This is a genomic window from Sinorhizobium sp. CCBAU 05631, assembly GCF_002288505.1.
In the GTDB taxonomy this organism is placed as follows: Bacteria; Pseudomonadota; Alphaproteobacteria; order Rhizobiales; family Rhizobiaceae; genus Sinorhizobium; species Sinorhizobium fredii_C.
In genome coordinates this window covers 415017-427709 of record NZ_CP023064.1, presented here as the reverse complement: position 1 = coordinate 427709, position 12693 = coordinate 415017, and the positions used below count along the sequence as shown (strand labels likewise).

General features: G+C 64.0%; 13 protein-coding genes. 11 read left to right on the top strand and 2 right to left on the bottom strand.

Annotated features, from left to right (window positions below):
- The first annotated feature begins 84 nt into the window (after positions 1 to 84).
- From SS05631_RS21580 to SS05631_RS31455, 8 genes are all read left to right on the top strand, one after another.
- The gene (locus tag SS05631_RS21580; RefSeq protein ID WP_037419076.1) at positions 85 to 723 is read left to right on the top strand and encodes an alpha/beta fold hydrolase; all 639 of its coding nucleotides are present in this window, start codon (positions 85 to 87) and stop codon (positions 721 to 723) included.
- A gap of 6 nt (positions 724 to 729) precedes the next feature.
- On the top strand, positions 730 to 1503 hold the full coding sequence (gene xth / locus SS05631_RS21575; protein WP_037419073.1) for an exodeoxyribonuclease III: 774 nt from the start codon (positions 730 to 732) through the stop codon (positions 1501 to 1503).
- Positions 1504 to 1581: 78 nt separating this feature from the next.
- Entirely contained in the window at positions 1582 to 2469 is an 888-nt protein-coding gene (locus tag SS05631_RS21570; RefSeq protein ID WP_083854034.1) for an NAD(P)-dependent oxidoreductase, read from the top strand.
- A 252-nt stretch (positions 2470 to 2721) separates the two neighbouring features.
- A complete protein-coding gene (locus SS05631_RS21565; protein ID WP_037419070.1) occupies positions 2722 to 3531 on the top strand; it encodes a TIM barrel protein in 810 nt (269 codons plus the stop codon).
- A 237-nt stretch (positions 3532 to 3768) separates the two neighbouring features.
- The gene (locus tag SS05631_RS21560; protein ID WP_037419068.1) at positions 3769 to 4698 is read left to right on the top strand and encodes a sugar ABC transporter substrate-binding protein; all 930 of its coding nucleotides are present in this window, start codon (positions 3769 to 3771) and stop codon (positions 4696 to 4698) included.
- 142 nt (positions 4699 to 4840) lie between these two features.
- Positions 4841 to 6382, top strand: a complete 1542-nt coding sequence (locus SS05631_RS21555; RefSeq protein ID WP_037419112.1) for a sugar ABC transporter ATP-binding protein — start codon at positions 4841 to 4843, stop codon at positions 6380 to 6382.
- Positions 6383 to 6412: 30 nt separating this feature from the next.
- Positions 6413 to 7438 carry an ABC transporter permease gene (locus tag SS05631_RS21550; protein WP_037419067.1) on the top strand — a complete coding sequence of 342 codons (1026 nt, stop codon included), beginning with the start codon at positions 6413 to 6415 and terminating at the stop codon, positions 7436 to 7438.
- Between the two features lie 200 nt (positions 7439 to 7638).
- A complete protein-coding gene (locus SS05631_RS31455) occupies positions 7639 to 7782 on the top strand; it encodes a hypothetical protein (protein WP_162843166.1) in 144 nt (47 codons plus the stop codon).
- A gap of 21 nt (positions 7783 to 7803) precedes the next feature.
- Here SS05631_RS31455 and SS05631_RS21545 read toward each other — a convergent pair whose 3' ends face one another.
- A complete protein-coding gene (locus SS05631_RS21545; protein ID WP_037419064.1) occupies positions 7804 to 9183 on the bottom strand; it encodes a sensor histidine kinase in 1380 nt (459 codons plus the stop codon).
- On the bottom strand, positions 9180 to 9857 hold the full coding sequence (locus SS05631_RS21540; RefSeq protein ID WP_037419062.1) for a response regulator transcription factor: 678 nt from the start codon (positions 9855 to 9857) through the stop codon (positions 9180 to 9182). Before SS05631_RS21540 ends, SS05631_RS21545 begins: the two co-directional genes overlap by 4 nt.
- Positions 9858 to 9935: 78 nt before the next feature.
- Between SS05631_RS21540 and SS05631_RS21535 the strand changes: the two genes are divergently transcribed.
- The 3 genes from SS05631_RS21535 to SS05631_RS21525 all read left to right on the top strand — a co-directional run bounded on the left by SS05631_RS21535 (position 9936) and on the right by SS05631_RS21525 (position 12689).
- Positions 9936 to 11003, top strand: a complete 1068-nt coding sequence (locus SS05631_RS21535; protein ID WP_037419059.1) for an ABC transporter substrate-binding protein — start codon at positions 9936 to 9938, stop codon at positions 11001 to 11003.
- A gap of 253 nt (positions 11004 to 11256) precedes the next feature.
- Positions 11257 to 12201 (top strand): tripartite tricarboxylate transporter substrate binding protein, encoded by a 945-nt coding sequence (locus SS05631_RS21530; protein WP_037419110.1) that lies wholly within the window; start codon positions 11257 to 11259, stop codon positions 12199 to 12201.
- Positions 12198 to 12689 carry a tripartite tricarboxylate transporter TctB family protein gene (locus SS05631_RS21525; protein WP_037383908.1) on the top strand — a complete coding sequence of 164 codons (492 nt, stop codon included), beginning with the start codon at positions 12198 to 12200 and terminating at the stop codon, positions 12687 to 12689. The genes SS05631_RS21530 and SS05631_RS21525 overlap by 4 nt, the downstream gene beginning before the upstream one ends.
- The last annotated feature ends 4 nt before the right edge of the window (positions 12690 to 12693 follow it).

Below are 12693 nucleotides of genomic sequence, written 5' to 3'. Positions count from 1 at the left end.
GCGGCCTGTGGCGCTTTGGATCGCCGCATGATCTTATCCTGAGATCGCCTGATAAACGGAATCATCCAGAGGACGGCTGCCTGAATGGTCGGAAAGTTCCTGTTCGACGGACCGGAGGACGCGCCGGTCACCATTCTTCTTGCCCATGGCGCCGGCGCGCCGATGGATTCGGCCTCGATGAGCGCCACGGCCAGGGCGCTCGCGGAGGCAGGCTTCCGCGTCGTCCGGTTCGAATTCGGCTATATGGCGGCGCGGCGCACCGGCGAGCGCAAGCCCCCGCCCCGCGCCGAAACGCTCAATCCGGAATATCGCGCCGCGGTCGCCGAACTCGGCGCGAAGGGCCCGCTAATCATCGGCGGCAAGTCGATGGGCGGACGCGTCGCCAGCATGGTCGCCGACGAGCTTCATGCCGGGGGTAAAGTCGCCGGGCTCATCTGCCTCGGCTATCCTTTCCACCCGCCGGCCAAACCCGAGCAGCTCCGCACCAGGCATCTCGCCGGGCTCCAGACGCCGACGCTGATCTGCCAGGGAACCCGCGACGAGTTCGGCACGCGCGAAGAGGTTCGGGGCTATACGCTGTCCGACCAGATCGAAGTTCTCTGGCTGGAGGACGGCGACCATGACCTGAAACCGCGCAAGAGCATCTCCGGCTTCTCCGCGGCCGATCATCTGAAAACGCTCGCTGACGCTGTCACGCGCTGGGCCGGCGACTTGGTCCGCTGAGCCCGCATGAAGATTGCCACCTTCAACATCAACGGCGTCAACAAGCGGCTGGCCAACCTGCTGGCTTGGCTCGCAGCGGCCGAGCCGGATGTCGTCTGCCTGCAGGAGCTCAAGGCAACGGACGGGCAGTTTCCGAAGCAGGCGATCGAGGCCGCCGGCTATGGCGCCGTGTGGCGAGGCCAATCGGCTTGGAACGGCGTGGCAATCCTTGCCCGCGACGGCGAACCGGTCCTGACACGCACGGACCTGCCCGGGGATCGATCCGACACGCAGAGCCGCTATATCGAGGCGGCCGTGAACGGCATCCTGATCGCCTCGCTCTACGCCCCGAACGGCAATCCGCAGCCGGGGCCGAAATTCGACTACAAGCTCGCCTGGCACCAGCGCCTCGCCAGCCACGCCGCCGAGCTGTTCGAGACCGGCCTGCCGGTCGTGCTTGCCGGCGACTACAATGTCGTCCCGGAACCGCGCGACATCTATCCGACCCGCTCCTACGACGACAACGCCCTCGTCCAGCCGCAAAGCCGCGCCGCCTTTCGGCAATTGCGCGAGCAGGGGTGGCTCGATGCGCTGCGCAAGATCTACCCGGACGAGCAGCTTTTCACCTTCTGGGACTATCGCCGCAATCGTTGGCAGCGAAACGCCGGCCTGCGGCTCGATCACATCCTGCTCAGTCGAAAACTCAGGCGCCGGCTGACCGGCGCCGGCATCGACCGGGACGTGCGCGCGTGGGAAAATGCCAGCGACCACGCGCCGGTGTGGGTCACCTTGAGAGATTAGCAGGCGGAGCGGCCAGAATTTCGGTCTGGCGATCCCGCGCCAATCGTGCACCATGGCGTCAGCACCATGGAGGCGAACATGACAAAGGCGAATGTGGGTTTCATCGGGCTCGGGCTGATGGGCCAGGGCATGGCCGCCAACATCCTGAAAAAGGGCTGGCCGCTCTCGGTCATGGCGTACCGCAACCGCGCGCCGGTCGAGACGCTCGTTGCAGAAGGCGCGAAGGAGGTGAGGACGCCGCGCGAGATGGCGGAGCACTGCGAAGTCATCGTGCTCTGTGTGACCGGCTCGCCTGAAGTGCTGGCCGTCGTCGAAGGCGCGGACGGCATTGCCGCCGCGGGGAGGCCGCTGACGATCGTCGATTGCTCGACCTCCGATCCTTCGGTGACGACGAAGCTCGCTGCGGACCTGGCCCCGAGGCGCATTACGCTCGTCGATGCGCCGCTGAGCCGCACCCCGGCGGACGCCGCCGCCGGCACGCTCGATATCATGGTCGGCGGGGCGGACGAAGACGTGCGTCGCGTCTGGCCGGTGCTTGAGTGCTTTGCGGGCCGCATCATTCACACCGGCCCGACGGGGACCGGCCACACGATGAAGCTGCTCAACAACTTCCTGTCGATGGGCTATGCGGCGCTCTATTCCGAAGCGCTGATGCTCGGGCGAAAGGCCGGCCTCGAGCCGGAGATCTTCGACAGCGTGATCCGCGGCGGCCGCATGGATTGCCCCTTCTACCAGACCTTCTTCCGCTGGGTGCTGGAGCGCGACCCGAATGCCCACAAGTTCGCCATCCGCAACGGCTTCAAGGACATGAGCTATCTCGCCGCCTTCGCCAATGCCGCCGGCGTCGCCAATCCGATCGGCGCGGCCGTCAGGAACGCCTTCGCCCAGGCAGTCGGGGCCGGGCGGGGCGAGGACTATGTGCCGATGCTCTCGGATTTCGTTGCCGAGGCCAACGGGGTCAAGTGAACCCACGCGGGCGGAATTTGCCTGGTTCGATCTAGGCTTGACTGTCGAAGCCTGAAACCGATCGCCGGCGCATCGCTCCGGCGCTTTGACAGATTCCTCTCATCGCCGCGGCGCAATCTTGCAGGAATGCAATGCCGCTGCACGACTAGGACTTTGACTGGACGCGTCTTCACGGGGAATGTTGTCGCCGAAATGGAACAAACGTTCCGAACAACGGCGACAGCCATTCCAAACATTCCTGGAGGACATCCATTGACCGCCCTTCCCTTCGCCCTCAACCATATGGCCGCTCCGGCGCTGCCGCTCGATGCCTTTTTCGCGCTGGCGAGATCGCTCGGAGTCTCGGCGGTGGAAATTCGCAACGACCTTTTCGGCAATGCCATTCTCGACGGCACGACGCCCTCTAAGGTGAAGGCGCTTGCGGAAAGAGACGGACTGACGATCATTTCGATCAACGCCCTGCAGCGCTTCAACGAATGGAACGAGGCACGGGAGGCGGAGGCGCGCGAGCTCATTTCCTATGCGCGCGATTGCGGCGCCGAGGCTCTGGTGCTGGTGCCTGTCAATGACGGCAGTGGTCAGACGGACGGCGAGCGCCAGGCCAACCTTCGCAGGACTTTACGAGCCCTGAAGCCGTTGCTCGATGCGGCCGGCGTCATCGGCCTTGTCGAGCCGCTCGGCTTCGAAATCTGCTCGCTGCGATCCAAGACCGAGGCCGCCGAGGCGATTCGGGAAATCGGCGGCGAGACCTTCCGGCTCGTCCACGATACCTTCCACCATCACCTCGCCGGCGAGGACGCTTTCTTCCCGGAACTGACCGGCCTCGTCCACATTTCCGGTGTCAGCGACGAGGCTGTTGCGGTCTCCGAAATGCGCGACCCGCACAGGATTCTAGTCGACGCTGCAGACCGGCTGGACAATGCGGGACAGATCCGTCGGCTTCGCGCCGAAGGCTACGAAGGTCCCTTCTCGTTCGAGCCCTTCGCGCCTTCCGTCCATGCCTTGAGCGAGCCGGCCACGGCCGTTCGTAAGAGCATGGATTACCTGCAATCTCGCGCCTGATCGCTTGACGGGAGAGAGGGCGCGGAAATTGGCCCGGGCGCCGCAAGATGCACTTGACGGCGTCCGGATAAAATGGAATACATATTCCGTCTTGGCAAACTACTGGTTGGTTTGTTCCGTTTTCATCGGAAGCGCAGCGGGAGTGCTACTTCCGACAAGAGATGAGCTCGATCAACGAAAATCGAGTTTCCGGCAAGAAAGGGTGTGGCCGGCACCGGAGTGGAGGAGAAAGTAGACATGAAGAAATTCATTCTGGGCACTGCGATCGCTGTCATGATGTCGACGGCTGCGCATGCGGAGACGATCGGCGTTTCGATGGCGCTGTTCGACGACAACTTCCTGACGGTCCTGCGCAACGGCATGCAGGACTATGCCAAGACGCTGAACGGCGTCGAGCTGCAGATCGAAGACGCGCAGAACGACGTCGCCAAGCAGCAGAGCCAGATCCAGAACTTCATCGCTGCCGGCGTCGATGCGATCATCGTCAACCCGGTCGACACGGATGCGACCGCCGCCATGTCGAAGATCGCCGCAGACGCCGGCATTCCGCTCGTCTACGTCAACCGCGAGCCGGTGAACGTCGATTCGCTCCCGGACAAGCAAGCCTTCGTCGCCTCGAACGAAGTCGAGTCCGGCACGCTGGAGACGCAGGAAGTCTGCAAGATGCTCGGCGGCAAAGGCAAGGCGGTCGTCATGATGGGCGAACTTTCCAACCAGGCCGCCCGCATGCGCACCAAGGACGTTCACGACGTTCTCGCCACCGACGCCTGCAAGGGCATCGAGATCGTCGAAGAGCAGACCGCCAACTGGTCGCGCACCCAGGGTGCCGACCTGATGACCAACTGGCTTTCCGCAGGCCTCGAGTTCGACGCTGTCATTTCCAACAATGACGAAATGGCGATCGGCGCCATTCAGGCGCTGAAGGCTGCCGGCCGGTCGATGGATTCGGTGGTCATCGCCGGCGTCGATGCCACCCAGGACGCGCTCGCCGCCATGGCTGCCGGCGACCTCGACGTGACCGTATTCCAGAACGCCGCCGGCCAGGGCCAGGGCTCGGTCGATGCCGCGCTCAAGCTCGCCAAGGGCGAACCGGTCGAGAAGAAGGTCTACATCCCCTTCGAGCTCGTCACCAAGGAAAACCTAGCCAAGTACCAGGCCAAGAACTGATCGTTCGTCGTGGGAGCGCGGCTTCGGCCGCGCTCCCATTCGAGGCGAGTCCCGCCTGAAGCCCGCTTGGGCCTATGAGAGGGCTGTTCCGCCCGCTGCGTGGACGTTCCGGTCGAGGCCGGAAGATGGGGAGGCAATGACCATGACGCTCAGTCCCACAACGATGGCAGCCGTGCGCGCCAGCGGTGCCGTACCCAATGCCGAATATCTCCTGGCCGCCGAAGGCGTGCGCAAAGAATTCCCGGGCGTCGTCGCGCTCGACGACGTTCAGTTCAAGCTGAAGCGCGGCACCGTGCACGCGCTGATGGGCGAGAACGGTGCCGGCAAGTCGACGCTGATGAAGATCCTCGCCGGCATCTATCACCCAGACCGCGGCGAGGTGAAGCTCCGCGGCGCCGACGTCCAGCTGAAATCGCCGCTCGACGCGCTCGAAAACGGCATCGCCATGATCCATCAGGAACTGAACCTGATGCCGTTCATGACGGTCGCCGAGAACATCTGGATCCGCCGCGAGCCGAAGAACCGCTTCGGCTTCGTCGACCACGGCGAGATGCGCCGCATGACTGCCAAGCTCTTCGAGCGGCTGAAGATCGACATCGATCCGGAAATCGAAGTCCGCCACTTGTCGGTCGCCAACCGGCAGATGGTCGAGATCGCCAAGGCGGTCTCCTACGAATCCGACGTCTTGATCATGGACGAGCCGACCTCCGCACTCACCGAACGCGAGGTGGCGCATCTTTTCGAAATCATCCGGGATCTCCGCTCGCAAGGCATCGGCATCGTCTACATCACCCACAAGATGAACGAGCTGTTCGAGATCGCCGATGAATTCTCGGTTTTCCGCGACGGCAAATATATCGGCACGCACGCCTCCAGCCAGGTCACCCGTGACGACATCATCCGCATGATGGTCGGCCGCGAGATCACCCAGATGTTCCCGAAGGAAGAGGTGCCGATCGGCGACGTCGTGCTGTCGGTCAAGAACCTGACGCTAAACGGCGTCTTCCACGACGTCTCCTTCGACGTGCGCGCCGGCGAAATCCTCGGCGTTGCCGGCCTTGTCGGCTCGGGCCGATCGAATGTCGCCGAGACGTTGTTCGGCGTCACCCCGGCAAGCTCGGGCACGATTTCGATCGACGGCAAGGACGTGGTGATTGACAACCCAAATACGGCGATCAAGAACCGCATGGCGTTCCTGACCGAGGACCGCAAGGACACCGGCTGCCTACTGATCCTCGACATCCTTGAAAACATGCAGATCGCCGTGCTGCAGGACAAGTTCGTCAAGCGCGGCTTCGTCTCCGAGAAGGACGTCACCGCCGCCTGCGAGGAGATGAGCCGCAAGCTGCGCGTCAAGACGCCGAACCTGCAGGAGCGCATCGAGAACCTCTCGGGCGGCAACCAGCAGAAGGTGCTGATCGGCCGCTGGTTGCTGACCAATCCGCATATTCTGATCCTGGACGAGCCGACCCGCGGCATCGACGTCGGCGCCAAGGCCGAGATTCACCGCCTGGTGACCGAACTCGCCCGCAACGGTGTCGCCGTCATCATGATCTCGTCGGAAATGCCCGAGGTGCTCGGCATGAGCGACCGGATCATGGTCATGCATGAGGGCCGAGTCACCGGCTTCCTCGACAGGGCAGAAGCCACCCAAATCAAGGTCATGGAACTTGCCGCGCGCTAGCGCGGATGCCGACCGCAGGGAGGAAAGACAATGGAAACCAATATCGCTGCACAGGGCGCGGGTTCGCCGATTGCCGGGTCGAGACGGCGCCTGCCGCCCGAGTTCAACATCTTCCTGGTGCTGATCGGCATCGCGCTCGTCTATGAAGTTCTCGGCTGGCTTCTCGTCGGCCAGAGCTTCCTGATGAACCCGCAGCGCCTGACGATCATGATCCTCCAGGTATCGGTAATCGGCATCATCGCCGTCGGCGTGACGCAGGTCATCATCACCGGCGGCATCGACCTTTCTTCAGGTTCCGTGGTCGGCATGACGGCAATGATTTCGGCGAGCGTCGCGCAAGCCTCCACCTGGCCGCGAGCGCTCTATCCCTCGCTGACCGACCTGCCGGCCATCGTGCCGATCGGGCTTGGTGTCGGCATCGGCCTCGTCGCCGGCTATATCAACGGGCAATTGATCGCCAAGACCAAGATCCCGCCCTTTATCGCCACCCTCGGGATGATGGTGTCAGCGCGAGGCATCTCCAAGTGGTACACGAAGGGCCAGCCGGTCTCCGGACTTACCGAGCAGTTCAATTTCATCGGCACGGGCATCTGGCCGGTCATCGTCTTCCTCGTGGTCGCGCTGATCTTCCATATTGCGCTCCGCTACACCCGCTACGGCAAGTTCACCTATGCGATCGGCGCCAACGTCCAGGCCGCACGCGTCTCCGGCATTAATGTCGAAGCGCATCTGATCAAGGTCTACGCCATCGCCGGCATGCTGGCCGGCCTTGCGGGCGTCGTCACCGCAGCCCGGGCACAGACCGCCCAGGCCGGCATGGGCGTCATGTACGAACTCGACGCGATCGCCGCGACGGTCATCGGCGGCACGTCGCTGACCGGCGGCGTCGGCCGCATCACCGGCACCGTTATCGGCACAATCATCCTCGGCGTCATGACCTCCGGCTTCACCTTTCTGCGGGTCGACGCGTACTACCAGGAGATCGTCAAGGGCGTGATCATCGTTGCCGCCGTCGTCGTCGACGTCTATCGCCAGAAAGGCCGGAAAAAGACGTAAAGAAACTGCCTCCCAGTGCAGCCGCTCGCCGGGATGAAGAAATTCATCCCGGCATTTTTGTTGTCTGCTACGCGGATCTATCGATATTCTTGCTACTCGACATATGCTTCCCTTGCAAAGCAGCTCGGTAGACTCTGCCGTGGCCATCGGCTCGTCGATAGACTATATGAACGGCATTCCAAACCTATCGGAGATTTGTCATGTCATCGCAGCGCAAGCCTGCGAACCAGGTTCAATCGCGTTTCGCTCGCCAGCTCTGGAACGAGCTGCTGCGGGTTCAAACCCGCGACGCCGCATCTCTTCTCGAAGCCCGCGACCGCGAGGAAAGCGAAGAGCGCTCGTAACGGCTTCGCGGCTGCGGCTCTTCACCCTGCCGGAAAAGTCACGACCACCTTCAGACCGCGACCGCCCTCGCCGTCCTCGAGGCGCATCGTTCCGGCATAAAGCGTGGCGATTTCCTCGACGATCGGCAGGCCGAGCCCGGTGCCGGGCGCCGCATTGCCGCCGCGCCGGAAGCGCTTCAGCACCGCCTCGCGCAGCTCCGGCCTGATACCCGGCCCGTTGTCTACCACCTCAAGCGCAATCTCGTCATCCGACCTTGAGACGCGCACCGTCACCTCCGCCCCGCGCCCGGCATAGAGCAGCGCATTGCCGATGAGGTTCTTCAGGAGCTCTCCGACAAGCAGCGGTTCGGCGCGGATCCAATGCTCCCCCTCGCCGGCAAAACCGAGATCGATGCCCACCTCGCCGGCCGCCGGCACGTGCTCGGCGGTGACGCTGCGTGCCAGCCGAGCAAGTTCGATCCGCTCCGATCCGCGCGCCTCCTCCTTGGCCGCCGCATCGATCTTCGCCATCAGCAGCAACTGCGCCAGGATGCGCTCGGCATTGGCGACCGCCTCATCGGCCTTCGCGGCGGCCGAGAGCGCTTCTTCCAACGTCGCCGCCCGGCGGGCGAGCGCCAGCTGCGTCCGGATTATGGCCAGCGGCGTGCGCAGCTGGTGGCTGGCATTGCCGGTGAAATGGCGCAGCGCATCGAGCGCCGACTGCAGCCGCACCATGAAGGAATTGACCGTGTCGACCAGCCCCTGCACCTCGCTCGGCACACGCTCGCCGATCGGATGGAGATCGTCGGGGCTGCGCTCGGCGATCGCGTCGCCGAGCCGGTAGAGCGGCCGTAAGGAAAAGGTCACCGCCACCCAGACGATCAGGGCGGCACCGGCGATCATCAAGCCGAGGCGGAGCGCCGAGTGCAGCAGGATCGTCTGCGTCAGCTGGCGTCTCGCAATCGTCGTCTCGGCGACGGTGACGACGAAGGGAACGGAATTGACGCCGGTGGAGGCGGAGCGGCGAAGCACCGCCAGCCGGATGGGCTCGCCGCGGAAGACCGCATCGGCAAAGCTCGTCGACTGGCCGGCGGCCTCGGGAAGCGACGGCAGCGTCTGGTAGCCGGTGATGAACTCCCCCGGAGGGCCATCCACCCGGTAAAAGACGCGGTCCTGCGCGGCCGAGGTCAGCATTTCCAGCGCCACATAGGGTATGTCGACCTGAAGCGTGCCGTCCTCGGCGACGACCACACGCTCGGCGATCGCCAGCGCCGAGCCTGCGAGCACGCGGTCCGAAACGACATTCGCCGTCTTGACCGCTTCCCGATAGGTATCCATCAAGGCGATGACCCCGATCACCGCGGTCGAGATCAGCAGCCAGCCGAGCAGCCTTCTTCTCAGCGAATAGACGGCCGTCCTCATTCGGGGCCCGCCGCCTTGTCGAGGTAGTAACCGATGCCGCGGGCCGTGCGCACCGTCAGCCCGTAGGGCGCCAGGCGCTTGCGCAGCCGGCTGACATATTGCTCGATCGCATTGGGGCTGAGATCGTCATCGAGGCCGGTCAGCGACTGAACGATCGCGTCCTTGGCGACCACCTTGCCGGCGCGCATGAAGAGAAGCTCGAGCAGCCCGAGCTCGCGCGCCGGAATCTCGATCGGCACGCCGCCGGCGGAAAAACTGCGGGCGTTCAGATCCAGCGAGACATTGCCGTAGCTGACGATCGAGCTGCGCAGGCCGGCCTGACGGCGGAGCAGGACTCGCACGCGCGCCTCGAACTCGCCGATGTCGAAAGGCTTGATCAGGTAGTCGTCAGCGCCAAGATCGAGGCCCTTGATCCTTTCTTCGGGCGAGCCGCGGGCCGTCAGGATCAGGACGGCCGCCCGGTTCTGCCGGGCCCGCATGGCGCGCAGCACGTCGAGCCCGTCCATCTCCGGCAGGTTCAGGTCCAGGATCACCAGATCGAAGCTCTCGGCGGCGGTGACGGCATGCGCCGAGGCGCCGTCGTTCACCACGTCGACGGCATAGCCGCTGCCGCGCAAAAGCGCCGAGAGACCCTCTGCCAGGGCCTGATTGTCTTCAACAAGCAAGATACGCAAATCGTCACTCTCCCCCGCTTCACCTTATCGGCCGCGACCTTGCTTGTGAACGGCGTGCGGGTGAGGCATTGTGAAATTATGCAGTTCTTGATTTCCTTCGCTTTTTGGTTGTTTTTCGTCGGGTTCGCCTGCGCCGCGCCGGTGCTCTTCCCGGCCGTTTCCGGCGATGCGGCGGCGCCCGTTCTCGTCGTCTATTCCTCGCTCGACGAGCCGCTGGCGCGCCCGATGATCGTCGGCTTCCAGAAGGCCAATCCGGATGTCGCTGTCCGCTACGAGGACATGCTGACCGGCGAGATCTACGACCGGATCGTCAAGGAGACCGATGCCGGCCAGAGGACAGCCGATTTCGCCTTCTCCTCCGCGATGGACCTGCAGGTGAAGCTCAGCAATGACGGTTATGCCCAGCGCAGCGACCTGCCGATGAGCGGCCGCTGGCCGGCCTGGGCGAACTGGCGCAACACGGCCTATGCGCTAACCTTCGAGCCGGCCGTGTTCGTCTATCACAAACCGAGTTTTTCAAAAGAAAAGCCGCCGGCGACGCGCGCCGAATTCGTCGACTATCTGAAGCGTCAGGGAAGCGAGATCTTCGGCCGGATCGGCACCTATGATATCGAGCGATCCGGCGTCGGCTTCCTGTTCATGGCGCGCGACCAGGAACAGTTCGGCGACATCTGGAGCGTCATCCAGGCAATGGGTGCTGCGGGCGTCAAGCTCTATTCGACCAGCCAGGCGATCCTCGAGCGGGTGGCGGACGGGCGCTTCGTGCTCGGCTACAATATCCTCGGCTCCTATGCCGCCGACTGGGCCTCCAGGCATCCGGATGTCGGCATCGTGCTGCCGAAGGACTATACCGTGGTGATGTCGCGAATCGGCCTGGTTCCGCAGGCCGCCGCCTCTCCAGATCTCGGCCGCCGCTATCTCGAATTCTTCATGTCGAAGGAAGGTCAGACGATCATGGCGCGCGAGCTTGAGATCCCGGCCGTGAGTCCCGAGGTCGCCGGCGAGAACACCGCCAACACCATGCACGAAATGCTCGGCGGCCAGTTGAAGCCGGTGCCGGTCAGTCCGGGACTCATGGTCTATCTCGACCAAGTCAAACGCGCCCGGCTGATCGCCCGCTGGAACGAGGTGCTCAGACTCCAGTGAATATTCTTCCTCCAGTGATATTTGTGGAGCCGAAACAAACCGTTTACGAGCCAGCCGGTTGATGTCAGGTTAATGTCAGCTTTCTATGTTGGTTTAGGGCCGCTGGCGACCCGTGGAGGCGGAATGCCAGCAGCGCATCGGGAGGAAATTGCCAATCCGGTCGGAGGCTGCCGCTTTCAAGGTCAGCCGCCCGTTTCTTCCGTTCGCGACAACGATCAACGCGCGGACGAACCGCGCCTACGGAGGACCGACCTTGAAACACTTCTTCCTCGCATCCATTCTCGCCGGCGCGCTGGCGCTTCCGGCCTATGCCGCCGACTACACGATCATCGCGCCGGCCAATCCCGGCGGCGGCTGGGATCAGACCGCCCGTTCGCTGCAGACCGTCATGCAGCAGGAAGGCATCTCCGGCAATGTCCAGGTGCAGAACGTACCCGGCGCCGGCGGCACGATCGGCCTCGCCCAGTTCGCCAGCCAGCAGAAGGGCAACCCGAATGCGCTGCTCGTCGGCGGTTATGTCATGGTCGGCGCCATCCTCACCAACAACTCGCCGGTCACCCTCAAGGACGTCACGCCGATCGCTCGCCTGACGGGCGAATACGAGGCGATCGTCGTTCCGGCCGCTTCCGAGATCAAGACGATGGCCGATCTCGTCGAAGCCCTGAAGAAGGATCCGGGCGCCGTATCCTGGGGCGGCGGCTCGGCCGGCGGTACCGACCACATCGCCGTAGGCCTCATCGCCAAGGCGGCCGGCGTCGATCCGACCAAGATCAACTACATCGCCTATTCCGGCGGTGGCGAGGCGCTTGCCGCGATCCTCGGCAGCCAGGTGACGGCCGGCATCTCCGGCTATGGTGAATTCGAGTCGCAGGTCAAGGCCGGCACGCTCCGCCTCCTCGCTGTGACGAGCGCCGAGCGCATCCCCGGCATCGATGCCCCGACGCTGAAGGAATCCGGCCTCGACGTCGTCGTCGAGAACTGGCGCATGGTCGCCGCCGCTCCGGGCCTCACTGACGAGCAGAAGGCTGCCGTCTCCGCCGATATCGAGAAGCTCGCCAAGTCCGCTGGCTGGCAGGAAGTGCTGAAGACCAAGGGCTGGCAGGACACCTATCTCGCTGGCGACGCCTTCAACGAGCAGCTCGCCAAGGACGTCGCGGCCACGGAAGCCGTCCTCAAGGACATCGGACTGGTCAAATGAGCAGGGGAGATAGCCCTTCCGTCGAAACGCGCCGCCCCGATCGGGCGGCGCTCATCATCGCCGTTGTGCTGGCTGCGATTGCCGGCGTGATCTTCTGGGACGTTTCCCGGCTCACCGGCCTTGCCGGCTACTCGCAGGTCGGCCCGACCACGGTGCCTTATGCGATCGCCTGCTGTTTGATCGTGCTTGCCATCTGGACGGCCGTCGAGGGTTTCAGGGGCGACTTTGCCGAGCGTGAACCGCAGCAGTTCGGACCGGTCGCCTGGGTAGTCGGCGGGCTTGCGGCGCAGATGCTGCTGCTCAACACGCTCGGCTTTTCGATTGCCACCGGCATCCTCTTCGCCATGACGGCGCGCGGCTTCGGGAAACGGCAACTTTGGCTGACAATTCCCTTCGGCATCGTCGCCAGTTTCCTCGTCTGGACGATTTTCGCCAAAGTCCTGCAATTGTCGCTGCCGGCAGGACCGCTTGAACGCCTGCTCTTCTAGAAAG

What these genes read in the sequence shown, in the direction of transcription:
- SS05631_RS21550 (WP_037419067.1), top strand. Translation starts at nt 6,413, where the DNA reads ATGGAAACCAATATCGCTGCACAGGGCGCGGGTTCGCCGATTGCCGGG.
- SS05631_RS21580 (WP_037419076.1), top strand. Translation starts at nt 85, where the DNA reads ATGGTCGGAAAGTTCCTGTTCGACGGACCGGAGGACGCGCCGGTCACC.
- SS05631_RS21535 (WP_037419059.1), top strand. Translation starts at nt 9,936, where the DNA reads ATGCAGTTCTTGATTTCCTTCGCTTTTTGGTTGTTTTTCGTCGGGTTC.
- SS05631_RS31455 (WP_162843166.1), top strand. Translation starts at nt 7,639, where the DNA reads ATGTCATCGCAGCGCAAGCCTGCGAACCAGGTTCAATCGCGTTTCGCT.
- SS05631_RS21555 (WP_037419112.1), top strand. Translation starts at nt 4,841, where the DNA reads ATGACGCTCAGTCCCACAACGATGGCAGCCGTGCGCGCCAGCGGTGCC.
- SS05631_RS21525 (WP_037383908.1), top strand. Translation starts at nt 12,198, where the DNA reads ATGAGCAGGGGAGATAGCCCTTCCGTCGAAACGCGCCGCCCCGATCGG.
- SS05631_RS21545 (WP_037419064.1), bottom strand. Translation starts at nt 9,183, where the DNA reads ATGAGGACGGCCGTCTATTCGCTGAGAAGAAGGCTGCTCGGCTGGCTG.
- xth (WP_037419073.1), top strand. Translation starts at nt 730, where the DNA reads ATGAAGATTGCCACCTTCAACATCAACGGCGTCAACAAGCGGCTGGCC.
- SS05631_RS21570 (WP_083854034.1), top strand. Translation starts at nt 1,582, where the DNA reads ATGACAAAGGCGAATGTGGGTTTCATCGGGCTCGGGCTGATGGGCCAG.
- SS05631_RS21560 (WP_037419068.1), top strand. Translation starts at nt 3,769, where the DNA reads ATGAAGAAATTCATTCTGGGCACTGCGATCGCTGTCATGATGTCGACG.